The organism is Janthinobacterium sp. DSP2-3-3, assembly GCF_049897325.1.
GTDB lineage: Bacteria > Pseudomonadota > Gammaproteobacteria > Burkholderiales > Burkholderiaceae_D > Janthinobacterium.
This window is the reverse complement of sequence record NZ_JAFCWA010000010.1, coordinates 156978-178165: the sequence shown is the minus strand read 5'-3', so window position 1 is coordinate 178165 and position 21188 is coordinate 156978. Positions and strand designations below refer to the sequence as shown.

The window sequence follows — 21188 nt, the reverse complement described above, 5'->3', positions numbered from 1 at the left end:
CCTGTAGATGAGCCTGATTAACAAGATGTTGCAAGACCTCGATGCGCGCGGCACCCCCGATGGACGCGGCGACGCGGCCGGCATCCGCTCCGTGCCCGAACGCGAGCGGGGCGTTTCGCGCGCGCTGGTCTTCGGCGGCGCGGCCGGCCTGACGGCGGCCGCCATCGCCCTGGGCTGGGTCTACCTGAAGCGCCCGCCGGTGCCGCCCGTGCTGGTCAGCGTTGCCACCACGCCGGTACCTGCGCCTGTATCGGCGCCTGTCGCCGTTGTGCCCGCGCCGGTGGTAGCCGCCCCGGTGGCGCCTGTCGTGGCGGCGAAACCCGAGCCCGTGTTTCAGGCCGAGGAGGCCGCCCCCGCGCCGACAAGGGCGAGGTCCGCCGAATTGCGGCGCATCACGGAAAAACCCGCCAAGCCTGCCGCTGCGCCGGTGGTGAAGACGACCGCACCCGTCACCAGCGAGCGCATCATTGACGGAAAACAAGTCACTGCACAGCAGCGCGTGGAGAACGAGTACCGGCGCGCGCTGGCCCAGTTGCAGGATGGCCGCGTCTCCGACGCCATGCTGGCCTTGCAGCAGACCCTGCAGATGGACCCGCGCCACCAGGGTGCGCGTGAAACCCTGGTGCGCCTGTTGCTCGAAGCGCAGCATCCTGACGAGGCGGCGCGCCAGTTGCAGCTGAGCCTGGCGCTGGACCCGAAACAGCCGGCGCAAGCGATGATGCTGGCCCGTTTGCAGCTGGATAAGCCCAACGGCGGCGCGGCGGCTCTCGACACCCTCATGCGCAGCCTGCCGCATGCCACCGATAATGGCGACTACCGCGCCTTCCTGGCCGGCGTGCTGCAGCGCGAACAGCGCTACCGCGAAGCGGCCGAGCACTACCAGCTGGCGCTGCAGACGGCGCCCGACAACAGCGTCTGGTGGATGGGCCTGGGGATAGCCTTGCAAGCCGACAACCACCCGGCCCAGGCGCGCCAGGCATTCGAGCGGGCCAAGGGCTTGCAAACCCTGTCGCCACAATTGCAGGCGTTTGTCGAGCGCAAGCTGGTGCAGTTGACGGCGGCGACCGCCAAATAAGCGCTGGCCGAGCCCCCCCCCCCCCACTTTCACCTCCGCAGCAAGCCACATCGCAGGCCGTGGGGGATGGACTTGTACAACATGACTGAAGCGGAAGATCCCGCAAACAAGATGACCACTGCCTGGAAATTTCCCGATGCCCCCAATACTGCCTGCTTCACGACCACCGAGGTATTGAACGGTGCCTCCGTCGTGCATGTGTCCCATGATTATGAAGGGGATTGGCAATTTCACGGCGCGCCAGGCGCAACGGTATCGAGCTCCGTCAAAATCGTCAGTCTGGCATACATGATAGGTAGCGATGATTTGCTGGCGCGCCTGCATGACTTGCCCTATGGCTGGAGCGCACAATGGAATGCAGGCGCAGGAAACTGGGAGCGTTTCAAGGACAATCCGTTTCCCTCGTTTGCTGAGCATGGTTATTACCTGGAAGACGCCATCTGGCTTGCCCGGTATTTGACAGATATCCAGCCTCCGCCCGCGGAAGTGCGCGAGCAACTGGCCATCGGCACGTACGTGAAACTGGTTTTTCGCTTCGCCGCCGAAGATGGCGCGCGCGCGGATGGCCAGTGCGAAAGAATGTGGGTACAAGTGACCGGCATCGATGAAGAGGAAGGCTGGTACAGCGGCACCATCGAGAATGCTCCGCAGCATCCGGCAGCCAGATACGGCGACCTCATCGCGTTTCACCCCCTGCATGTGGCAGACCTTGCCCGTGAACAGGCATGACAGGAAGCGCCATGCGAAATGAACGCGAAGGTGCGAAAGACGCCCGCCAGGAAATCAAGCGCTACCAGGAACATATCAATTCGCCGCGTCTTTGTCCGGAGCAGTGTTATCGCATGGCCAGTCCGACTTATGCCCTGGTGTGCTACGTCAACCAGGTGACGGGACTTTTCTTGAGCAAGAACTATTACATGATCCCGATCTTCCTTCAGCGCGCATACGGGGTGCTGTTGGCGCTGAAGCCGGAGCGTGTCAGTGAACCGTATCGTAATCTGGTCGAGCAGTATCTGAGCCATGTCGCGCATTTCATCGTCAATTATCAATGCCTGGCGGAAGATGAGCAACAAGCCGCGCAGTGTATCCCGCCGGCGCTGTTGGCGAGCGTGCCTGTTTCGTTACCGCAAGACCTGTTCATGCCGGGCGAGTTTTGACGGTATCGTTGCCGATTTCGCCTTTGACATTCCCTGCGACATGCATGCGGCTGTCGCATGCTCACTGTGACAAGAAAGGAAGCCCGTTTGAAACCTCTTGGCCTGCTCATTGCATTCTGCTGTCTGTGCAACAGCGCGCTGGCTGCGCCCGCCAGCGCGCCTGCCAGCTACGTTCTTGACAATACGGAAGTGCGGGACATCCGTGCACAAGCCTTGAAACGCGACTACCAGGTGTATGTCGCCTTGCCCGATTCCTATCGGCAAGGCAGCAAGCGCTATCCGGTACTGTTTGTCGTGGATGCCAATTACTCGTTTGCCATCGTGCGCAATATCGCGCAGCGCCTGAACAAGCATGCCGGGATGGAAGAAGTGGTGGTGGTCGGCCTGTCGTACGCCAACGGCGATGGCGGGGTGTACAGCCGCCGCCGCGATTACACGCCCACCACGCCGCGCAAGCATGAGTACCGCTCGGACATGCCGGGGCGGCAACCGGCGTTCGGCGAAGCGAAGGCGTATGGCCAGTTCATCTCGGGCGAAGTATTTCCCTTCATCGCGCAACATTATCGGGTGAACATGCAGCGCAAGGTGTTTATCGGGCATTCCTATGGCAGCCTGCTGGGCCTGCAATTTTTGCTGAGCGAACCGCGCACTTTCGAGCATTACATCCTCGGCAGTCCGTCGCTATGGTACGACGCCGGCGTCATGTTCGACCGTGAGCAGGCGTATGCCGCCAGCCACAAGGACTTGCCCGCATCGGTCTTCTTCGGCATCGGTGGCCTGGAAAAGCTGGCACCAGGAAAGAAACGTTCGCGTTCAGAGGAAGACGCCGACATGCTGGCCGATTTGCGCGAGTTCGACGGGAAGTTGAAATCGCGCAAGTTCCCCGGCTTGAAGACGCGCCTGCGCGTGTTCGACGACGAAGATCATGCGAGCGTGTTTCCTTTTGTCCTGACGCATGGTTTGCGGGCGTATTTGACGTCCGCAAAATGAATGGCGCTCAGGGGCGCATCAATGCCGGCATGATCAGCTTGGTCAGCAATTTTTCGCTGAGCGCGTGGGCGTCGCGCACCTGGAAGTTGGTCGTGATGATGACGATCACCGCATCGTGTTTCGGCGGGACGAGCACTTTATTGCCGCCCGAACCCGCCATCCCCTAGCTTTGCACCGTGCGCCCATTGGGCGTGCAGGGCGCTGGAAATATACGTGCCGGACAGGACAAAGACGAAGTGGGCATCGTCATGCCGGTGCGTTTGGACTTCGTCGTCGCCACGCGTGGCCTTCAGGCGGCGGATATCGAAAATGCTGCCGCGCGCGCCGTGATGCACGTCGCCATAGAATTGGCCGGACTTGAACTGGAGTGGAGTGGTCATATCGGCATGGTATGTGCGCCCGCGCGGAAGGGCGAGCGCGGGCCGACGCATGGCGCCAGACGCAGGATGAATGGTCGATTCAGGGGCATGCGCGGGATGTCGGGCGGCGCCATCAAGCCTGCTCTCCGTGGCGAGTGGCAGGCGTGCAGGAGCGGGTATGTGTAAAATTTGCCAAGCGTTCAGTTTTCGTCATTGATACTGGATCGCGCCATGGGCGAGCCGCTGGAATGCCTGGCGGTGCCCGCCAGACAGTGCCAGCTTCGTCATGAACCCTCCGACCGCCGGAAGTGGTCATCGATAAGGCCAGGTGAAATGCGTACATTGAATGAATTATTGGATAGGGAAGACCCAGCGTTTCCGCTGATCAGGCAATGGGCCAGCGAGGCCGAGATACCGGTGGAATTGCTGCCTCCCTCGGCCGCCAGGGAGGATGTGTTGCTGAGCCTGCAGGTCACCACGCGTTCTCCCCTCGGCGCGATAGCCTATGAGACCGGGGGCATCCTGGTGGATGACGGCTGGCTCCGAATACTGGGGTCTGGCCATGGCAAGCTGGGCAGGAACATTGCTACGTGGAACGAAGGAAAGGCCGAGGGTTTTCTGTTGGTGGCCGATGATGTGCTTGGCGGTTTTTTTGCCATCAATGGCGGCGCACTCGGGGCTGACCAGGGCAATATGTATTACCTTGCCCCCGAGACATTGGAGTGGGAAGCGCTGGAGATCGGCTTCACGACGTTTGTCGAATGGGCCTTTACAAGCCAGTTGCGGCAGTTTTATGGCCGGCAGCCTGGCGATGCGGATGGCTTTGACGAATTGCCCTTGCCCGGCGAGCTATGCCTGAATTTTTATCCATTCCTGTGGACGCAAGAGGGGTCACTCAAGACCAGTTCGCGGCGCGCCATTCCGGTGGCAGAGCAGTGGGCGCTCAACCTTGATCTGAAACAGACGTTGCTGGGTGCTCCTGTGAGCGCGGGCTGAGGCCTGTCTACAAGCGCGCCTCATCGCCCCACACATGCCGCATGCTGAAATGCACGCCGGCATCGTCTTCATGTAGCGACGAAACGATGGCAAAGCGGCTGTCGGCCGTGTCGCGCGGGGCGAGCTGCGCCAGCTCGGCGGCGGCCAGCGGTGCGCCCAGCGGGTCGCTGAGCGGATGCACATGGGCGGCGCCCCGTTGCGTGACGACGCCCAGTTCGCCGCTGCGCAGGCGTACCAGGGTGCCGGGTGGATACTTGCCCAGCAGCTTGACGAACTGTTCTCCCAGCAGCGGGTCGATGGGCACGCCCTGGTCGAGGAAAATGTGCTGCAGGGCCTGGTCGGGCACGATGGAACGGCGGTAGTTGCGCGCCGAGACGCGGGCGCAATAGCGGTCGGCCAGGCCGATCAGCTTGGCGTTTTGCAGGATTTCATCGGCCGTGCGGCCCTGCGGGTAGCCGCTGCCGTCGTCGTTTTCATGGTGCAAGAGCACGCAACTGAGCCATTCCTCGTCGTCGACGCCGGCACAGCGCAGCAGTTCCGTGCTTTCCTGCGGATGCTGGCGCACGATGCGCATTTCTTCGTCATTCAGGGGGCCGCGCCGGTCCTGGAAGCTGTCGTGGTGGCGCAGCATGCCCACGTTCATGGTCAGCGCGGCCGCGCCGATCAACAGCAATTCATCGTGGGACTTGTGCATGCTGCGCCCCACCAGCATGGCTAGCAGCGCCGTTTCGATGCAATGGCGCACGGCGTAGCTGCCGGCGATTTGATTGAGCAGGATGCTGGCCAGGGCGATGTCGGCATCGTGCCCGAGCGCGCGCAGCAGTTCGCGGGCGATGTCGCGCACGTCGCGCTCGGCATTGCTTTCGCTGCGCAAGTCCAGCAGCAGCCGTTCCAAGCGCTGCGCCGCCTGGTTCAGCAGGCGTAGCACGGATGGCTGCTCGGGCGTGCCCACGTACAGGCCCAGCTGCAGCAAGCGGCCCAGTTGCGCGCCATCCGTGATGATTTGCCCCTTGCGTAGTTGCGGGCCGGCACTATGGTCAGCCAAAAACAAATCCCAGGGCAGGGGTTCGCCGGGAACCAGGTCGGCCGGGCCGATGCGACGCTGTACCATGCTGTCATCCTTTGCTCCACCGTGGCGAAGCCATGCTCAGTGCTCGGTTAAATGCTGCGCAGACGCTCCAGCGCCAGGCGCAAGGTCTCGTCCTGCTTGGCAAAGCAGAAGCGCACGATGCCCGACTCCTTGCCCTGCGCGTAAAACGCGGAAACGGGAATGGCGGCCACCTTGATCTCGGCCGTCAGCCATTCGGCGAACTGCGCTTCGGTCTCTTGTGAAATGGCATCGTAGCGCACGCACTGAAAATACGTGCCGTCGGCCGGCAGCAGGGTAAAGCGGCTGCCCGCCAGGCCGTCGCGGAACAGGTCGCGCTTGTGCTGGTAAAACGCGGGCAAATCCAGGTAGGGCTGCGGGTCCGCCATGTAGCCGGCCAGGCCGTGCTGCATCGGCGTGTTGACGGTAAACACGTTGTACTGGTGCACCTTGCGAAATTCCGCCGTCAGGGCCGCTGGCGCCGCCACATAGCCCACTTTCCAGCCCGTCACGTGATACGTCTTGCCGAAGCTGGAAACGATGAAGCTGCGCGCCGCCAGTTCCGGGTGGCGGGCGAGCGACTCATGGCGCACGCCGTCGTACACCATGTGTTCGTAGACTTCATCGGACAAGATCAATATTTGCGTGCCGCGCACGATGTCGGCAAGCGCCGCCACGTCGGCGGGGCGCAGGATGGTGCCCGTCGGATTATGCGGCGTGTTGATAATGATCAAGCGCGTCTTGCTGCTGACGGCAGCGGCCAGCTTGTCCCACGGCACGCTGTAACCGGACTCTCCCACTTCCATCGCCACCAGCACGGGCACGCCGCCGGCCAGCGCGATGGCCGGCAGATAGCTGTCGTAGGCCGGTTCGATGACGATGACTTCGTCGCCCGGGTGCACGCAGCACAGGATAGCAGTGGTGAGGGCCTGCGTGGCGCCCGCCGTGACGGTGATTTCCGTGCCCGCATCGTAGGCGTGGCCGTACAGGCTGGCGATCTTCGCGGCAATGGCCGCGCGTAGGGGCGCGGCGCCCGTCATCATCGGATACTGGTTGTGGCCGGCACGCATTGCGTCGCTGACGCGATCGACCAGGGCCAAGTCGCAATCGAAGTCGGGGAAGCCCTGGCCCAGATTGACGGCGCCATGCTGGGCCGCCAGGCTGGACATGCGGGTAAACACGGTGGTGCCCACTAGAGGCAAGCGGGTGGTCAGGGTGGGAGTCAGATGGGGCAGGGACGGGCTGTTCATGAACGGTAGGGTCGCGGTGCGGAAAGTGGAATCGTTCCCCATTCTAGCGCAGCGCGCCCCGTTGCGTGCGGGGCTTTGGCGGCTCAGCCTGGCAATGCCCAGCCTTCCGGCAGCATGATCTTGAACATGCCGGCCTTGGACGTCTTGCGGGCCAGTTTCAGCAGCGCCTTGTCCTTGGTGATGAGGATGTCGGCGTTGGCGTCGCGCGCCAGTTCGAGGAATTTCTGGTCATCCTTGTCCGTGCAGACGGGCAGGCGCACGCCGGACACGGGTGGCGCCACGACGCTGATGTGGGCGTCGAATCGGGCGGCGGCAAGCAGACGGCTGGCTTCATCGAGCGGCAGATGCTTGTAATGCAAGACGACCAGATATTCCGCGCGGCAATCTTCGCGTGTGATGGCGTGCACGGCGCCGCTTTCCATGGCCGCCAGCAGGGGCGCCCAGCGCGGGTCGTTGAAGACGAACAGGTCGAGGCAAACGTTGGTGTCGAGGACGAGTTTTTGTGGAGCAGGTATCATGTCGGCAATTCTATTCTGTAGTGATAATTTATGTTGATCGTGCTTTCGCCCGCCAAGAGTCTCGACCTGGAGACGCCGCCAACAACCACGTTGCACAGCACCCCCGATTTTCTCGACCATTCCGCCCAGCTGATAGAGCGCATGCGCCAGTTTTCGCCCGCCGAAGTGGGCAGTCTGATGGGTATTTCCGACGCCTTGTCGGCCCTCAACGTGGCCCGCTACGCCTCCTGGACGCCCAAGCTGGCGGAAGCGCGCCAGGCCATCATGGCTTTCAATGGCGACGTATATGCCGGTTTCGAGGCGCGCAGCCTGCAGCCGGCCCAGCTCGACTATGCCCAGTCGCGCGTGCGCATCCTGTCGGGCCTGTACGGCTTGCTGCGCCCGCTGGACCTGATCCACCCGCACCGCCTGGAAATGGGCACGCGTTTGTCGACTACGCGTGGCAAGGATTTGTACGCGTTCTGGGGCGACACCATTACCAATGGCCTGAACCGTACCGCGCAAGAGCAGGGCGCGAAAGTGCTGGTTAATCTTGCTTCCGAAGAATATTTCAAATCCGTCAAGCCGCGTCAGCTGGATGTGCCCGTCATCGCGCCCGTGTTCGAGGACTGGAAGAACGGCAAGTATAAAATCATTTCGTTCTATGCCAAGCGTGCGCGCGGCATGCTGGCCCGCTATGCCGCCGTCAACGCCATCCGCGACCCGCAGCAGCTGAAACAGTTCGACGTCGATGGCTACGGTTTCGTGCCGGAAGCGTCGAATGACAAGAGCTGGGTATTCCGGCGCCGCGTGGGTGATTAAGTAAAAAAACCGGGCTAGCCCGGTTTTTTATTGCAGCTTACTGCCAGAATTTCCACCACTTGCGTTCCTTGTTCACCCCTTCCGGGCTGAGGAATGCCGTGTTCGGGTAGTTTTTGGTCAGCACGCGCAAAGTGTCGTCGCGCAAGTCGGTCAAGCCCAGTTTGTCATACGAGCGGTACATGATGAACAGCGCTTCTTCGATGGCTGGCGAAGCGGCAAAGTCGCTCACCGTCGTTTGCGCGCGGTTGGCGGCAGCCAGGTAGGCGCCGCGGCGGTAGTAATAACGCGCCACGTGCACTTCGTATTTCGCCATGGCATCGATCAAATAGTTCATGCGGGCCAGCGAATCGGGCGCATATTTGCTATTTGGGAACTTGTCGACGAGTTGCTTGAAGGCCGCAAACGCTTCGCGCGTGGCTTTCGGGTCGCGCTCGGTCGGGTCTTGCTCGTACAGGAAGTTCAGGAAGCTGATCTGGTCATTAAAGCTGATCAGGCCACGCAAGTAGTACATATAGTCGACATTGGCGTGGTTCGGATGCAACTTGATGAAGCGTTCAACGGCAGCCAGTGCCTGCGCCTGGTCTCCCGCCTTATAATACGCGTAAGCGATCTCCATCTGCGCTTGCAGGGCATAGTTGCCGAAAGGATAGTTAGCCTCCAGCTTCTGGAACAGGCCGATTGCAGCTTCATAGTGCTGCCCGGCCATTTCTTCACGCGCCTCCGAGTATAATTTCGTAACGGACCAGTTTTTGGTCTCATCCACTTTTTCAGGCAACAAGCTGCAAGCGGACATGCCGAGCAGAACGACTGAAGCGACTACCAACGATAATTTTTTTTGCATGACGTTTTGCAAGAAGGTTTTAACCAAGATTTTACAATAGGCTGATTATAGCCGATGGGAATGCTGTGATATTAACTCCGAAGCCTAATTTGGCTGACTCCGCGTTTGACTCCCTTTCTGACCATGGCGCCGAAGATGCGTTTGACGGCGATTTTGCCGCCGACGACGCCTTCGAGATCATGGCCCCGATTACATTGGAACTGACGCCGGACGCCTGCGGCCACCGCCTCGATAAAGTCATTTCCAAGCTGGTGCCGCAATACTCGCGCAGCCGCTTGCAATTGTGGCTGGAAGCCGGTTTCGTGACCGTCGATGGAAAAGTTGCCAAACGCAACATGACCGCCTATGGCGACGAGAAGATCGTCATTCTGCCGCAAAGCGCGCCGGAAGACGAGGCTTTTAAGCCGGAAGCGATGGAATTGAACATCGTGCACGAAGATGAGCATATCATCGTGATCAACAAACCGGCCGGACTGGTCGTGCATCCTGGCCCCGGCAACTGGTCGGGCACACTGCTCAACGGCTTGCTGCACCACTGTCCGCAACTGGCTGGCGTGCCGCGCGCCGGCATCGTGCACCGCCTGGACAAGGATACCAGCGGCCTGATGGTGGTTGGCAAGACCCTGGCTTCGCAAACGGATCTGGTGCGCCAGTTGCAGGCGCGCACCGTCAAGCGCGAATATTTTGCGCTGGTGTGGGGCACGCCGAAAATGGCGGGCACCATCGACGCCTCCATCGCGCGCCACCCGCGCGACCGCGTCAAGATGGCCGTCTCGGAAAACTTTACGGCCAAGCCGGCCATCACGCATTATGAATTGATCGGCAGCGGCGAACTCGACCGCCGTCCCGTCAGTCTGATGCAATGCCGCCTGGAAACAGGCCGCACGCACCAGATTCGCGTGCACATGCAGCACCTGGGGTTTGCGCTGGTCGGTGACTCCGTGTACGGCAAGCAGCACCTGGTGTCCGTCTTTTCGCGCCAGGCATTGCAGGCGCGTCGACTGGGCCTCGTGCATCCGGGCACCCTGGAAGCGTGCGAATGGATCGTACCGCTGGCCGATGATTTCGCTGAACTGATCGCCACAGCCGGCATTCCCGAGCCGGAACAGGTCTGATGACGTCACCGTTGCCTTGTATTATTCCCCATTGGCCAGGCCTGCCCGAGAACGTGGGCGCGCTGGCGACCGTGCGCGCGGGCGGCGTCAGCCAGGAACCATATGGTGATGGGCAGGGCGGCGGCGGCTTGAACCTGGGCACGCACGTGGGCGACGAGCCCGCGCACGTGGCGGCCAACCGCGCGCGGCTGGCGGCTATCTTGCCATCCGAGCCCGCCTGGCTGTCGCAGGTGCATGGCGTGGCCGTGATGGACGCGGCCAGCTTGCACGGTTGCGTGCCCGATGCCGACGCCAGCATGGCAACGCGGCTTGGCGCCGTGTGCGTGGTGATGACGGCCGATTGCCTGCCGGTGCTGTTCAGCTCGACGGACGGCCTGGTCGTCGGTGCGGCCCACGCGGGCTGGCGCGGCCTGGCCAACGGCGTCTTGCAGCGCACGCTGGAAAACATGCGGGCGCAGGGCGCGACGGAGATCCTCGCCTGGCTGGGGCCGGCCATTGGCCCGCAGCAATTCGAAGTGGGACAGGACGTGCTGCAAGCGTTTCGCGACGGCGCGCGCGACGCTGTCGAGCGGCAAGTGCTAAGCGCTGCGTTCGCCGCTATCGATGGCAAGCCAGGCAAGTACCTGGCCGACATCTATGCCCTGGCGCGTACCATGCTGCTGCGCGATGGCGTGGCGCACGTGGCGGGCGGGGAATACTGCACCGTCAGCGATGCGACGCAGTTTTACTCATACCGGCGCGATGGCGTCACGGGAAGACAGGCCAGCTTGATCTGGCGCAAATAATCTGCACGGCAGACACTTATGTGTCTGCCGTTTTTGTTTTATCGTCTGCCGAGGCAAGCGCGCGCGGCTGCATCTCAGCGATGCGCGCCGCCTTGCGTTTGCGTCGCCGCGAGCCCGTCAGATAGAATAGGATGGATAGCGGGATGACGCAGTACAGCACGAAGGTCATCACCCCGGCAACGATGGACGGTTCCGTCAGCGCCATGAGGCCGACGACATAGATCCAGGCAACAGCGGTCATGAGCATCATGAGTATTGGCAGTCAGTAAGAGTTTGCATGAAGTGATCCAAAAGTATTTATTTTTCGACTACGTTTCGGCGCCTAACAAAACCGTAGCGAGCGGAAGGGAGAGGTGGCTAAGAAGCGCAACCGTATTCTGGTACGGTGAGCATCGCAGGCCGCCTATACCGACGCGCAGTAGGTTTTGTTCGGCGTCCCTCAATCTTGAATGGACTTACATATATCTATGAACATGCCCGATCCTCAAATGATGACCAAGGAATGGATGGCGCAGATCAGCAATCCTGAGCAGTGGAAGACGTGGTTCAACATGGTACCGCAGCCCCAAGGCAATCCGATTGCTGGCATTTTGCAGGATGCGGGCGCCAGCATCAAGCCGGACGTGATCGAGCAACTGAAAGATGCCTATGTGGCCAAGCTGACGGGCTTGTGGGCCGACTTTATGGCCGGCAAGGCGCCGCAGCTGAAAGACCGGCGCTTTGCCGCGCCCGCCTGGCACGCCAGCCCCCTGTCGGCTTTCAATGCGGCGGCCTATTTGCTGAACGCGGAGTTTCTCAGCGCCATGGCCGATGCCGTGGAGGCGACGCCGCACCAGAAGCAAAAGATTGCATTCGCCGTGCAGCAAATCGTCGACGCCATGTCGCCCGCCAACTTTCTCGCCACCAACCCCGACGCCCAGCAAACCCTGATCGAAACCAAGGGCGAAAGCCTGGCCAAGGGGCTGAGCAACATGCTGGCCGATATGGGAAAGGGCCGCATCTCGCAGTCCGATGAATCGGCCTTCGAAGTGGGCCGCAACGTGGCCACCACGCCGGGCACGGTGGTGTTTGAAAACGCCTTGTTCCAGCTGATCCAGTACACGCCGACGACGGCCACGGTGCACCAGCGGCCCCTGCTGATGGTACCGCCGTGCATCAATAAATTCTATATCCTTGACTTGCAGCCGGAAAATTCGCTCGTGCGTTATGCGGTAGAGCAGGGCAGTACCGTATTCCTGATGTCCTGGCGCAATCCGGACCTGAGCATGCAGCACCTGACGTGGGACGATTACGTTGAGCAAGGCGTGATCGAAGCCATCCGGGTGACGCAGGACATTTCCGGCCAGGAAAAGCTCAATATGTTCGGCTTTTGCGTAGGCGGCACCATCGTCTCGACGGCGCTGGCCGTGCTCAAGGCGCGGGGCGAGAATCCGGCCGCCAGCCTGACCCTCTTGACCACCTTCCTCGATTTCTGCGATGCGGGCGCGCTCGACGTCTTCATTGACGAGCCGCAAGTGGCGTTGCGCGAGCAGAGTTTGGCCAAGGGCGGCCTGATGTCGGGCCGCGACCTGGGCAGCACGTTCTCCAGCCTGCGGCCGAATGACCTGGTGTGGAACTACGTGCAGTCGAATTACCTGAAAGGCAAGGAACCGCCCGCGTTCGACATGCTGTACTGGAATGGCGACGGCACGGGCTTGCCAGGCCCCATGTTCTGCTGGTATCTGCGCAATACCTACCTGGAAAATAGCCTGAAAGTGCCGGGCAAGCTGATGGTGGCCGGTGAAAAGGTCGACCTCAGCAGCATTGACGCGCCCGCTTTTATCTACGGTTCGCGTGAAGACCATATCGTGCCCTGGGGCGCCGCTTACGCCAGCACGGCCTTGCTGAACCCGAAAAAACCGAAAGCCAACCGTTTTGTCCTCGGTGCTTCGGGCCATATCGCCGGCGTGATCAACCCGGCCTCGAAGAAAAAGCGCAGTTACTGGAGCAACGACGCAGGCAAAGGCGTACGCACGGCGAAAGCCAAGCCCTTGACTGCCGAGCAATGGATGGAAGGCGCCACCGAGCACGTGGGTAGCTGGTGGCCCGAATGGGCGGCCTTCCTGGCCGAACACGGCGGCGCGCAGGTGAAGGCACCAGGCAAACCGGGCAACAAACGGCACGCACCAATCGAGGCGGCGCCGGGGCGGTATGTTAAAGTCAGGGCGGATTAAGTCATAAAGCGTTTTGCCAGGCAAGATTGGCGTAATCTCCGGTCTTGTCAGGAATCTACTTTTAGTTGCGTTGCAATAAATGCGGGAATCTACTACCCTGATGTGCAATGGAGCCGTTTTCCACTCTATAATGGAAAAGGTAGGCAGGTGCGAAAGCGGACCCACGTTCGCTTTTTTTTCGGATTAACTCTGTACGCGCTGCGGCGCAATAAGTGGAACTTGTGATGAGTAGTGCAAAAAAAAGTATAGACCGCCTGATTAAAAAATATCCCAACCGCCGTCTGTATGACACGCAAACCAGTTCCTACATCACCTTGACGGACGTCAAGCAGCTGGTGTTGGACAATGAAGTGTTTACCGTCGTCGATGCTAAATCCAGTGAAGATTTGACGCGCAGCATCTTGCTGCAAATCATACTGGAAGAGGAAGCGAATGGCGCGCCCATGTTCTCGAGCAGCGTGTTGTCGCAGATCATCCGCTACTATGGCCATGCCATGCAGGGCATGATGGGATCCTACCTGGAAAAGAACGTGCAAGCGTTCACCGATATCCAGCATAAATTCACGGGCACCTCGGCCGGCAGCTTCGAAGGCAAGCCATTCAGTCCTGAAATGTGGACCCAGTTCATGAATGTCCAAGGCCCGATGATGCAAGGCATGATGAACAACTACATCGACCAGAGCAAGAGCCTGTTCGTGCAGATGCAGGAACAGATGCAGAGCCAGAGCAAGAATCTGTTCGGCACGTTCCCGTTTGTTCCGCCGGTACCCCCAACAGACAAAAAGTAGGCCGCAGCCGATGCGGACCACATAACGGCACAGGAACTCCTGTGCCGTTATGCATTCAGGCGCCATATCGCCTCGGGTGCCGGGTTTTGATCGGAGCATGGTGCAACCATTTTTCCTTGATAGGCAGGCGCTGTCCGGCAAGGATGACATCGCAGCGTTCGTTTGATATGCAACTGCAGGTCCACGAGGAGTATATATGGCGCTGCTTGAGCAATTGCAGGCAATGATTGCAGCCGATAATGAGCGTATGCACGTCCTTCGTCTTGTCAGGGAACTTGATCTGCCCGATTGCTGGGTTGCTGCGGGATTTGTGCGATGCTGTGTCTGGGATCATTTGCACCAACGTTCGCCTTCGCCACTGCCTCACGATATCGACGTCATCTGGTACGACCCAAGCAAGGCGACACAGGCGCATGACGCCATGCTTGAGTCGAGTTTAAGAGCACGGGACGGCACGCTGGGCTGGTCGGTAAAGAATCAGGCGCGTATGCATGAACGCAATGCGGACCTGCCTTACCTGACCGCTTCCGATGCCATGAGATACTGGCCGGAAACCGCCACTGCCGTGGGTGTGCGACTCAATGACCTTGCAGACATCGATATAGCGGCTCCTTTCGGCCTGCATGATCTTTTCGATCTGGTGGTCCGGCCGACAGAGCGATTTCTGACAGCGAAGCAATCCGTCTACGCAGGCCGCGTGCGTGGCAAGAATTGGCAAGGTACCTGGCCCAAGCTACGTATTGAATTCCCAGGTGCTGCTTCCTGCCGTGCTTTGGAACCGGACTGAGCAAGCTCATAGCCTGCATTTGATGATAAGCGATGCAGGAGCCTGAGAATCGCACATGCAATCCATTGCTACCTATGCCCGGTCAACCCGGACAGCGTAGCAACCGCGTCTGGCGTTGTGGACGTGGATATAGCTGACTTCCTGATTGCCAAAGATCTGCTCAATCAGGGTTTCAAGCGACGTGCCTTCACCACATATTCAGGCGCGTCCGCCATCCGGCTCTTGCTCTGCAAGTCGATCCAGGCAGACGGCACGGATGCCGCCTGGTAGTCATCGTTCACATCGGGTGGGCATGGCATTGTCGACTGACGGTCAGAACTTTCACTTCATGCTTTCGGCAGTCCAGCTTTTACCGCCGTCGTTCGATATTTCAAATTGCGCCGGCACGCTCCAGCGCATTATTTTTCCCAGAATCGCACCCGATTTAAGCGGGGTCAACTCGCGTGATTTCGGTTTGGCGTCCACCAGTGTCCACGTTTTGCCCATGTCGCTACTGGCATGTAAGGTCGTATCGCTCATCAGACTGCTTTCAAAACGCAGCAGGGTGCCATCGGTACGCTGAACCAGCGGAATGTGGCTAGCGGTGACCTCTTGCCAGGTTTGACCTTGATTCACTGAAACGAAAGCATCTCTGGAGGTGATCGCAAATGGCCCGTAACCTTGTGTTATGAGGCTCCACATGCCGCTGCCGCTGCCGCTGCCGCTGATGCGCATCGCATCCACACGGCGATCGGGCATTGCCCGCTCTGACCACTGGCCACTGGCGTAGTCGTAGAGGTGCAGCGTTCCTTTCGTCGACGTGTAGGCAAAGCCTGTGCCGATATCGCGCAGCCAGAACCAGGTGTCCTGGTTCAGGAGCCACTTCCCCAGCTTCTCACTGCGTACCTGATTCCACTCGCCGCGCTCGAGACGGGCGGAATGATAAATCGTGACTTCATTGTTACGCTGGACGGCAACATACCAGCCAGCGTCCATATTGCCAGCCAGTCCGACCAGATTGCCATAGGGAAGGTTGCCAGTGTCAATCGGTTCAAGCTTGTTCTGTCCCGGCGCATGGCGCAGCAGGGTGCCGAACTCGCCGAAGGCCAGCAAGTCTGCATCCGGCATTTGCACCGGCTGCACGCAGTTCAGCGTCTCTATTTTGTCACTGGCCAGTTGTTTCCATGTTCCCTCAGGGCTGCGCCACAGCACTGTGCCCATGCGGGTTGCGGCCGCCACGCTGCCGTCTGGTAGCTCCGTCACGCATTCGGCGCCGGTGGGGCGGGCCATGGCGACTTCCTCAGCGCGATCCGTATCACTGCGCGATCCGGACCAGCTGACTGTCTTTTCGGGTGCAAACAGCTTCAGGTGCTCGGGAGAATAGCGTTCGAGCAGGGTGCGGTTGTCTCGCACCCGCACGCTGCGGCCGACCAGTACACGCTCGCCATAAAGAGGAGTGACGATCAGGCGGCCCAGATCGACCGGCTTGCCTTCCTCCACAGTAAATAAGCCCAGGCCGCTGCCCATTTTGATGTAGCGGTTTGATTTGCCGGCGTCGGCCAGTTGACTGAAGTAGTATTTCCCCGGTGGCAGGGTCCCCATGAAAAGAGTCGTGTCGCGCGCCATATCCTTGGCAACCTGGTTCAGGATATATTGCTGCAGGACCAGGCTGGACACTGCGTCTCCGCTACTCAGGCGGCCCAAGGTGATCTGGCCCAATCCGTTCACCGCATCAGTGTTGGCAGTAATGCTGACAGTAACGGCTGTACCTTCGGAGGGCACGCCGACGCTGAGAGGGCGCTGCACATGCGTTGTGACACAGCCACCGAGCATCAGCGCAGAGACGGCTCCTGCAAAAACGTTGGCAACGAAATTTTTGATGAACATTTTATTTCCACAGTGCAATAAAATCTTATTATAGCGAGACTGTGTATGAAATAACAAGTACATTAGTCAAGTATGGGCTGCAGCCAGATATGGAATGCGTGAAAGAATATGCTCAGGGCAGGTCGCCCGTGGCTCCCACCGTTGCATATCCCGCAGCAAAACCAGACCGCCACTGACAGCTAAGGGCGGCTCGGGGTACAATAGCCGATTCGCCTCACCATTTTACTAGCTGCCAACTATGTCTGAAATTCACCGTATTCCCGTTCCTTCCGCCAAGCCAGAGGCCATGCTGGCCATGCCAGGTGCGGCGCCGAAAGTGGGCTTTGTCTCGCTCGGCTGCCCGAAAGCGCTGGTCGACTCCGAACAAATCCTTACCCAACTGCGCGCCGAAGGTTACGAAACGGCGAAATCCTACGCTGGCGCCGATCTGGTGATCGTCAATACCTGCGGTTTTATCGATGCTGCTGTGCAAGAGTCGCTCGACGCCATCGGCGAAGCGCTGGCTGAAAACGGTAAAGTCATCGTGACCGGTTGCCTGGGTGCCAAGAAAGATGCTGCCGGCGACGACATTATCATGAAGGTGCATCCGAAAGTGCTGTCCGTCACCGGCCCGCACGCGCTGGCTGAAGTGATGGATTCCGTCCACTTGCACCTGCCTAAACCGCATGCGCCCTTCCTCGACCTGGTGCCGCCGCAAGGCGTCAAGCTGACGCCGAAGCATTATGCCTACCTGAAAATTTCCGAAGGCTGCAACCACCGTTGCAGTTTCTGCATCATCCCATCGATGCGCGGCGACCTGGTCTCGCGTCCGATCGGCGAACTGATGATCGAAGCGGAAAACCTGTTCAAGGCTGGCGTCAAGGAATTGCTGGTCATTTCGCAAGATACCTCGGCGTATGGCGTGGACGTAAAATTCCGTTCCGGCTTCTGGAATGGCCGTCCCGTGAAAACCCACATGACGCAGCTGACGGAAGCGCTGGGCGAGCTGGCCAAGTCCTACGGCGCCTGGGTGCGCTTGCATTATGTGTATCCGTACCCGCACGTGGACCAGATCATCCCGATGATGAGCGGCGGCCACATCCTGCCCTACCTCGATATTCCGATGCAGCATGCGCACCCTGACGTGCTGAAACGCATGAAGCGCCCGGCCAGCGGCGAGAAAAACCTGGACCGCATTCAGGCCTGGCGCGCCATCAACCCGGACCTGACCATCCGCTCGACCTTTATCGCCGGTTTCCCTGGCGAAACGGAAGCGGAGTTCGAGTACCTGCTTGATTTCCTCAAGGAAGCGCAGATCGACCGCCTGGGCTGCTTTGCCTATTCGCCCGTCGAAGGCGCGACCGCCAACGAAATCGCCAATCCCGTGCCGGAAGAGTTGCGCGAAGAGCGCCGCGGCCGCGTGATGTTGTTGCAGGAAGAAATCTCGAAAAAACGCTTGCAAGCCAAGATCGGCAAGACGGTGCGCGTGCTGATCGATGAAGTCACCCGCTCCGGCGGCGTCGGCCGCTCGTCCGCAGATGCGCCGGAAATCGACGGCGTCGTGTACGTGAAGCCGCCGTTTGAGCCGCACCGCAAGCTGGCCGTGGGCCAGTTCTTCGACGTGACCATCACGTCGGCCGACGCGCACGACTTGTGGGGTGCGGCAGAGTAACGCTGTCATGGTCTGACAGACCGCGTTGAAACCGTTCTGAATAGGAGGGATCGCCAGTTGGCGGTCCCTCTTTTTTGGTACATCGCGGTTTACCGGGGAACGCATTATTGATTTTGAGGAAGAAATAGGCTGAGTCCCGGAAGCCGTAGGTCATCCGTTTGATGACTTTAATGCGGTTGTTGATGTCCTCCAGGATGGACGAATTCATCGGATAGATTGCCGAAGCCAAAATGCCACGCAGGTATTTGCGTAGTCGTTTGGCGAACTGGATGACCGGCGTAATCTGGCTATCAAGTGCCAGCCTTAGCCAGCGCTTCCAACGGCGCGCGCCTTCTCGAACGGACGGCGCATACCAGAGTTCCTTGAGTTCGGTCTTCATTAGGTAGACTGTGGCCAAGGGGGTGTTCGCAGCGAGCAGTTCGTCCAGTTCGACGGCGCGTTCGTTGTCCAAGTTGTCACGATTGCGCAGCAGCAGCCAGCGGCTGCGCTTGATCACCTGACGGGCTTTGGGATGGGCGCGTAACGCATTGGCCTGATCCACCCTGACCCTGTCGACGACCTCACGTCCGAAGCGTGCCACGACATGGAACAAGTCGTAGACGACTTCGGCGTTACGGCAGTGCTGGCGTACCTCGAGATCCATGGCCGTGTTCATATCCATTGCCACTGCTTCGATCCGGCTGCAGCCCTCCGCTCCCAGTGCTTCGAAGAAGGGCCGGATCGCTGCCCGGCTATTCCCCTCGCCAACCCACAGTACGCGCCTGTGTTGCGCGTCCAGCATGACCGTGGCGTGTTAGTTTGGCTGCTGGACACCCAGCAGCGCTTCCAGCTTGTGAAATGAACCGCCGTATGTGGAACCGCACGTACGGTGGTGTGAGAGGGCGACGGGGGTAACTCCGTCCCCTACTCAATCGTGCTTTAAATGACGCGGTGCCGGCGCTGCATCCAGCCGATACCGGCCAGGCCCAGCAATAGCATGGCGTAGGTTTCAGGTTCGGGTACGGGGACCAGTACGGGACTGATCGTCAGCTTGGTGTCGGGTGACCAGCGTACGCGGATGCTGTTTGAGCTGGGATCGAAAGGATGGTAATAGGTGTATGCGAAAGAGTCGCCCGTCGTGAGCGTGCCAAAATAGGTTTCGTCGGGATAGCTGCCGGTGAAATATGCTGAAATCTTCAAGCCGCCTTCAGTCGAATATTCCAGTACATTTACGCCGCAGCGCATGTAGATATTGCCATTGTTGCAGTCATGATAGTAGTTCCGCCCATTGAACACCAGGTTGTAGGCTTCGTTTTTCGTGATGATATTGTCGCCATTGGTATTGTTGAAATTGAAGCTCCCTTCCAGCCGCAAGTCGGGGTTCCATGCGCCGCCGTTCAAGTCATCATAAAAACCGGTATAGGAAAAATTGACAAGGTTAGGTTTGGCCGGTGCGGCCAGCGCCGTCGTCGTGGCCGCAGCCAGGGCGCAAGCGAGCACTGCATTTTTCAACATGGAATACCTCCTTAGAATGGAATGTATAAAATTAAAAGATTAAAAATAAAGCATGCCAATAATACATGGTAAATGTTAAGCCACTATCGGATTTATTCTTTCATTCAGAATGCGCCTGGCGTCAGTTGTACGGCGTTTTTTGAGTAAAGCCCTTACAATTAAGATGGAACCGCACTGCGCGATCCGCTTTTTACCTGCCCACGTACTTTGCCGACGCCGCCATGACCACAATCAAATCTCCGCAAACCGCGCTGATCCACAGCGATTACCAGGCGCCGCAAGGCTTTGCCGCGTTTCCCAACGCCATCCATCACGCATCGACCGTGCTGTTCAAGGACGTGGCGGCCATGCGCTCGGGCGACTGGAAAGAGAAAAACGCCTACACCTACGGCTTGCACGGCACGCCCACCACGTTCACGCTGGAAGCGCGGCTGGCCGAGATCGAAGGGGGCAAATACTGTCTGCTGGCGCCGTCGGGCCTGGCGGCCATCGCCATGGCGGACTTTGCCCTGCTGAAGACGGGCGATGATGTCTTGCTGCCGGAAAATATCTACAACCCAAACCGCGAACTGGGACGCTGGCTGGCGCAGGATTTCGGCATCACGGCACGCTATTACGACCCGCTCATCGGCGCCGGCATCGCAGGCTTGATCCAGGAGAATACCAAGCTCATCTGGACGGAAGCGCCGGGTTCCGTGACGATGGAAGTGCCTGACTTGCCCGCCATCTGCGCGGCCGCCCATGCGCGCGGCGTGCTGGTGGCTCTGGACAACACCTGGTCGGCCGGCCTGGCCCTGCGCGGCTTTGACCTGGGCGTGGACATCATCATGCAGGCACTGACGAAATACCAGTCGGGCGGCTCGGACGTGCTGATGGGCGCACTCATCACGCGCGAGCGGGCGCTGCACGACCGCCTGGCGCAGGCGCACATGCGTCTGGGTATGGGCGTGGGGGCGGACGATGCCTATCTGGTGCTGCGCGGCTTGCCCACCATGAAGCTGCGCTTCGACGCTCACGATGCGGGCGCGCGCGCGGTGGCCAGCTGGCTCAAGGCTAGGACCGAGATCGCCACGGTGCTGCATCCGGCTTTCGCCGATTGCCCGGGCCACGCTATCTGGCAGCGCGATTTCACGGGCGCGGGCGGCCTGTTTTCCGTGCTCTTCGATGCCCGCTACACGGAGCAGCAGACGGATCGTTTCATCGATGCCTTGCAGTTGTTTAAGATTGGCTACAGCTGGGGCGGCGCGAACAGCCTGGTGATGCCTTACCGCATCGCCGCCATGCGCAAGGGTTGGCAGTTGCCGGGCCAGCTGGTGCGCCTGAATGTGGGGCTGGAAGATCCGCAGGATTTGATCGCCGATATCGAACGGGCGTTCGCGGCGATGTAGCGGCAGTGGGCAAGCACGTGGGCTTGC

Annotated in this window: 23 protein-coding genes and 1 pseudogene; 13 read left to right on the top strand and 11 right to left on the bottom strand. The window is 59.9% G+C overall.

Features of this window, described 5'->3' with window-relative positions; genetic code table 11:
* Positions 1-7: 7 nt before the first annotated feature.
* The 4 genes from ACP7DE_RS20350 to ACP7DE_RS20335 all read left to right on the top strand — a co-directional run bounded on the left by ACP7DE_RS20350 (position 8) and on the right by ACP7DE_RS20335 (position 3222).
* Positions 8-1075: a tetratricopeptide repeat protein gene (locus tag ACP7DE_RS20350; RefSeq protein ID WP_426073773.1), complete on the top strand. Its 1068-nt coding sequence runs from the start codon at positions 8-10 to the stop codon at positions 1073-1075.
* 81 nt (positions 1076-1156) lie between these two features.
* Positions 1157-1804 (top strand): hypothetical protein, encoded by a 648-nt coding sequence (locus ACP7DE_RS20345; protein ID WP_426073771.1) that lies wholly within the window; start codon positions 1157-1159, stop codon positions 1802-1804.
* 11 nt (positions 1805-1815) lie between these two features.
* Complete coding sequence (locus ACP7DE_RS20340; RefSeq protein WP_426073770.1) at positions 1816-2232, top strand: hypothetical protein; 417 nt, start codon at positions 1816-1818, stop codon at positions 2230-2232.
* Between the two features lie 87 nt (positions 2233-2319).
* Positions 2320-3222, top strand: coding sequence for an alpha/beta hydrolase (locus ACP7DE_RS20335; RefSeq protein WP_426073769.1), 903 nt, complete (start codon positions 2320-2322; stop codon positions 3220-3222).
* Positions 3223-3229: 7 nt separating this feature from the next.
* Here the strand turns inward: ACP7DE_RS20335 and ACP7DE_RS20330 are convergent, their stop codons facing one another.
* Positions 3230-3358: a hypothetical protein gene (locus ACP7DE_RS20330; RefSeq protein WP_426073768.1), complete on the bottom strand. Its 129-nt coding sequence runs from the start codon at positions 3356-3358 to the stop codon at positions 3230-3232.
* Between the two features lies 1 nt (position 3359).
* A complete protein-coding gene (locus ACP7DE_RS20325) occupies positions 3360-3602 on the bottom strand; it encodes a hypothetical protein (RefSeq protein WP_426073767.1) in 243 nt (80 codons plus the stop codon).
* 210 nt (positions 3603-3812) lie between these two features.
* Here ACP7DE_RS20325 and ACP7DE_RS20320 point away from each other — a divergent pair, with 210 nt between their 5' ends.
* A complete protein-coding gene (locus ACP7DE_RS20320; RefSeq protein ID WP_426073766.1) occupies positions 3813-4577 on the top strand; it encodes a DUF2625 family protein in 765 nt (254 codons plus the stop codon).
* Between the two features lie 7 nt (positions 4578-4584).
* Here ACP7DE_RS20320 and ACP7DE_RS20315 read toward each other — a convergent pair whose 3' ends face one another.
* The 3 genes from ACP7DE_RS20315 to ACP7DE_RS20305 all read right to left on the bottom strand — a co-directional run bounded on the left by ACP7DE_RS20315 (position 4585) and on the right by ACP7DE_RS20305 (position 7432).
* Entirely contained in the window at positions 4585-5688 is a 1104-nt protein-coding gene (locus tag ACP7DE_RS20315; protein WP_426073765.1) for an HD-GYP domain-containing protein, read from the bottom strand.
* A 47-nt stretch (positions 5689-5735) separates the two neighbouring features.
* On the bottom strand, positions 5736-6914 hold the full coding sequence (locus tag ACP7DE_RS20310) for a pyridoxal phosphate-dependent aminotransferase (RefSeq protein ID WP_426073764.1): 1179 nt from the start codon (positions 6912-6914) through the stop codon (positions 5736-5738).
* An 83-nt stretch (positions 6915-6997) separates the two neighbouring features.
* Complete coding sequence (locus tag ACP7DE_RS20305; protein WP_426073763.1) at positions 6998-7432, bottom strand: putative toxin-antitoxin system toxin component, PIN family; 435 nt, start codon at positions 7430-7432, stop codon at positions 6998-7000.
* 30 nt (positions 7433-7462) lie between these two features.
* Between ACP7DE_RS20305 and yaaA the strand changes: the two genes are divergently transcribed.
* Positions 7463-8233, top strand: a complete 771-nt coding sequence (gene yaaA / locus ACP7DE_RS20300) for a peroxide stress protein YaaA (protein ID WP_426073762.1) — start codon at positions 7463-7465, stop codon at positions 8231-8233.
* 37 nt (positions 8234-8270) lie between these two features.
* Here the strand turns inward: yaaA and ACP7DE_RS20295 are convergent, their stop codons facing one another.
* Positions 8271-9074: an outer membrane protein assembly factor BamD gene (locus tag ACP7DE_RS20295; protein ID WP_071076763.1), complete on the bottom strand. Its 804-nt coding sequence runs from the start codon at positions 9072-9074 to the stop codon at positions 8271-8273.
* A gap of 89 nt (positions 9075-9163) precedes the next feature.
* On the opposite strand from ACP7DE_RS20295, the gene ACP7DE_RS20290 reads away from it, so the two are divergent.
* Both ACP7DE_RS20290 and pgeF read left to right on the top strand, forming a co-directional pair.
* The gene (locus ACP7DE_RS20290; RefSeq protein WP_101481730.1) at positions 9164-10189 is read left to right on the top strand and encodes an RluA family pseudouridine synthase; all 1026 of its coding nucleotides are present in this window, start codon (positions 9164-9166) and stop codon (positions 10187-10189) included.
* Positions 10189-10974: a peptidoglycan editing factor PgeF gene (pgeF, locus tag ACP7DE_RS20285; RefSeq protein ID WP_426073761.1), complete on the top strand. Its 786-nt coding sequence runs from the start codon at positions 10189-10191 to the stop codon at positions 10972-10974. Before ACP7DE_RS20290 ends, pgeF begins: the two co-directional genes overlap by 1 nt.
* Positions 10975-10990: 16 nt before the next feature.
* Here the strand turns inward: pgeF and ACP7DE_RS20280 are convergent, their stop codons facing one another.
* Positions 10991-11224, bottom strand: a complete 234-nt coding sequence (locus tag ACP7DE_RS20280) for a hypothetical protein (protein ID WP_426073760.1) — start codon at positions 11222-11224, stop codon at positions 10991-10993.
* 238 nt (positions 11225-11462) lie between these two features.
* Between ACP7DE_RS20280 and phaC the strand changes: the two genes are divergently transcribed.
* From phaC to ACP7DE_RS20265, 3 genes are all read left to right on the top strand, one after another.
* Complete coding sequence (gene phaC, locus ACP7DE_RS20275; RefSeq protein ID WP_426073759.1) at positions 11463-13187, top strand: class I poly(R)-hydroxyalkanoic acid synthase; 1725 nt, start codon at positions 11463-11465, stop codon at positions 13185-13187.
* 224 nt (positions 13188-13411) lie between these two features.
* Positions 13412-13975, top strand: a complete 564-nt coding sequence (gene phaR, locus ACP7DE_RS20270) for a polyhydroxyalkanoate synthesis repressor PhaR (protein WP_071076767.1) — start codon at positions 13412-13414, stop codon at positions 13973-13975.
* Between the two features lie 196 nt (positions 13976-14171).
* A complete protein-coding gene (locus ACP7DE_RS20265) occupies positions 14172-14762 on the top strand; it encodes a nucleotidyltransferase family protein (RefSeq protein ID WP_176384465.1) in 591 nt (196 codons plus the stop codon).
* Between the two features lie 72 nt (positions 14763-14834).
* On the opposite strand, the gene ACP7DE_RS20260 is transcribed toward ACP7DE_RS20265, so the two are convergent.
* Positions 14835-14960 carry a DUF1203 domain-containing protein gene (locus ACP7DE_RS20260; RefSeq protein ID WP_426073838.1) on the bottom strand — a complete coding sequence of 42 codons (126 nt, stop codon included), beginning with the start codon at positions 14958-14960 and terminating at the stop codon, positions 14835-14837.
* A 123-nt stretch (positions 14961-15083) separates the two neighbouring features.
* Positions 15084-16628, bottom strand: a complete 1545-nt coding sequence (locus ACP7DE_RS20255) for a hypothetical protein (protein WP_426073758.1) — start codon at positions 16626-16628, stop codon at positions 15084-15086.
* Positions 16629-16923: 295 nt separating this feature from the next.
* Here ACP7DE_RS20255 and rimO point away from each other — a divergent pair, with 295 nt between their 5' ends.
* Positions 16924-18279, top strand: coding sequence for a 30S ribosomal protein S12 methylthiotransferase RimO (gene rimO, locus ACP7DE_RS20250; RefSeq protein WP_426073837.1), 1356 nt, complete (start codon positions 16924-16926; stop codon positions 18277-18279).
* A gap of 82 nt (positions 18280-18361) precedes the next feature.
* On the opposite strand, the pseudogene ACP7DE_RS20245 reads toward rimO, so the two are convergent.
* Both ACP7DE_RS20245 and ACP7DE_RS20240 read right to left on the bottom strand, forming a co-directional pair.
* Positions 18362-19072, bottom strand: a pseudogene (locus tag ACP7DE_RS20245) (ISL3 family transposase); the annotation flags it as partial.
* Between the two features lie 125 nt (positions 19073-19197).
* On the bottom strand, positions 19198-19773 hold the full coding sequence (locus ACP7DE_RS20240; protein WP_426073757.1) for a PEP-CTERM sorting domain-containing protein: 576 nt from the start codon (positions 19771-19773) through the stop codon (positions 19198-19200).
* Between the two features lie 221 nt (positions 19774-19994).
* Here ACP7DE_RS20240 and ACP7DE_RS20235 point away from each other — a divergent pair, with 221 nt between their 5' ends.
* Complete coding sequence (locus tag ACP7DE_RS20235) at positions 19995-21161, top strand: cystathionine beta-lyase (protein WP_426073756.1); 1167 nt, start codon at positions 19995-19997, stop codon at positions 21159-21161.
* Positions 21162-21188: the final 27 nt, after the last annotated feature.

Coding starts and splice junctions, on each gene's coding strand:
- ACP7DE_RS20255 (WP_426073758.1), bottom strand. CDS start 16,628: ATGTTCATCAAAAATTTCGTTGCCAACGTTTTTGCAGGAGCCGTCTCT.
- ACP7DE_RS20240 (WP_426073757.1), bottom strand. CDS start 19,773: ATGTTGAAAAATGCAGTGCTCGCTTGCGCCCTGGCTGCGGCCACGACG.
- ACP7DE_RS20350 (WP_426073773.1), top strand. CDS start 8: ATGAGCCTGATTAACAAGATGTTGCAAGACCTCGATGCGCGCGGCACC.
- ACP7DE_RS20305 (WP_426073763.1), bottom strand. CDS start 7,432: ATGATACCTGCTCCACAAAAACTCGTCCTCGACACCAACGTTTGCCTC.
- ACP7DE_RS20315 (WP_426073765.1), bottom strand. CDS start 5,688: ATGGTACAGCGTCGCATCGGCCCGGCCGACCTGGTTCCCGGCGAACCC.
- phaR (WP_071076767.1), top strand. CDS start 13,412: ATGAGTAGTGCAAAAAAAAGTATAGACCGCCTGATTAAAAAATATCCC.
- ACP7DE_RS20310 (WP_426073764.1), bottom strand. CDS start 6,914: ATGAACAGCCCGTCCCTGCCCCATCTGACTCCCACCCTGACCACCCGC.
- ACP7DE_RS20340 (WP_426073770.1), top strand. CDS start 1,816: ATGCGAAATGAACGCGAAGGTGCGAAAGACGCCCGCCAGGAAATCAAG.
- ACP7DE_RS20265 (WP_176384465.1), top strand. CDS start 14,172: ATGGCGCTGCTTGAGCAATTGCAGGCAATGATTGCAGCCGATAATGAG.
- ACP7DE_RS20280 (WP_426073760.1), bottom strand. CDS start 11,224: ATGATGCTCATGACCGCTGTTGCCTGGATCTATGTCGTCGGCCTCATG.
- rimO (WP_426073837.1), top strand. CDS start 16,924: ATGCCAGGTGCGGCGCCGAAAGTGGGCTTTGTCTCGCTCGGCTGCCCG.
- ACP7DE_RS20295 (WP_071076763.1), bottom strand. CDS start 9,074: ATGCAAAAAAAATTATCGTTGGTAGTCGCTTCAGTCGTTCTGCTCGGC.
- ACP7DE_RS20235 (WP_426073756.1), top strand. CDS start 19,995: ATGACCACAATCAAATCTCCGCAAACCGCGCTGATCCACAGCGATTAC.
- pgeF (WP_426073761.1), top strand. CDS start 10,189: ATGACGTCACCGTTGCCTTGTATTATTCCCCATTGGCCAGGCCTGCCC.
- ACP7DE_RS20325 (WP_426073767.1), bottom strand. CDS start 3,602: ATGACCACTCCACTCCAGTTCAAGTCCGGCCAATTCTATGGCGACGTG.
- yaaA (WP_426073762.1), top strand. CDS start 7,463: ATGTTGATCGTGCTTTCGCCCGCCAAGAGTCTCGACCTGGAGACGCCG.
- ACP7DE_RS20320 (WP_426073766.1), top strand. CDS start 3,813: ATGGGCGAGCCGCTGGAATGCCTGGCGGTGCCCGCCAGACAGTGCCAG.
- ACP7DE_RS20345 (WP_426073771.1), top strand. CDS start 1,157: ATGACTGAAGCGGAAGATCCCGCAAACAAGATGACCACTGCCTGGAAA.
- phaC (WP_426073759.1), top strand. CDS start 11,463: ATGATGACCAAGGAATGGATGGCGCAGATCAGCAATCCTGAGCAGTGG.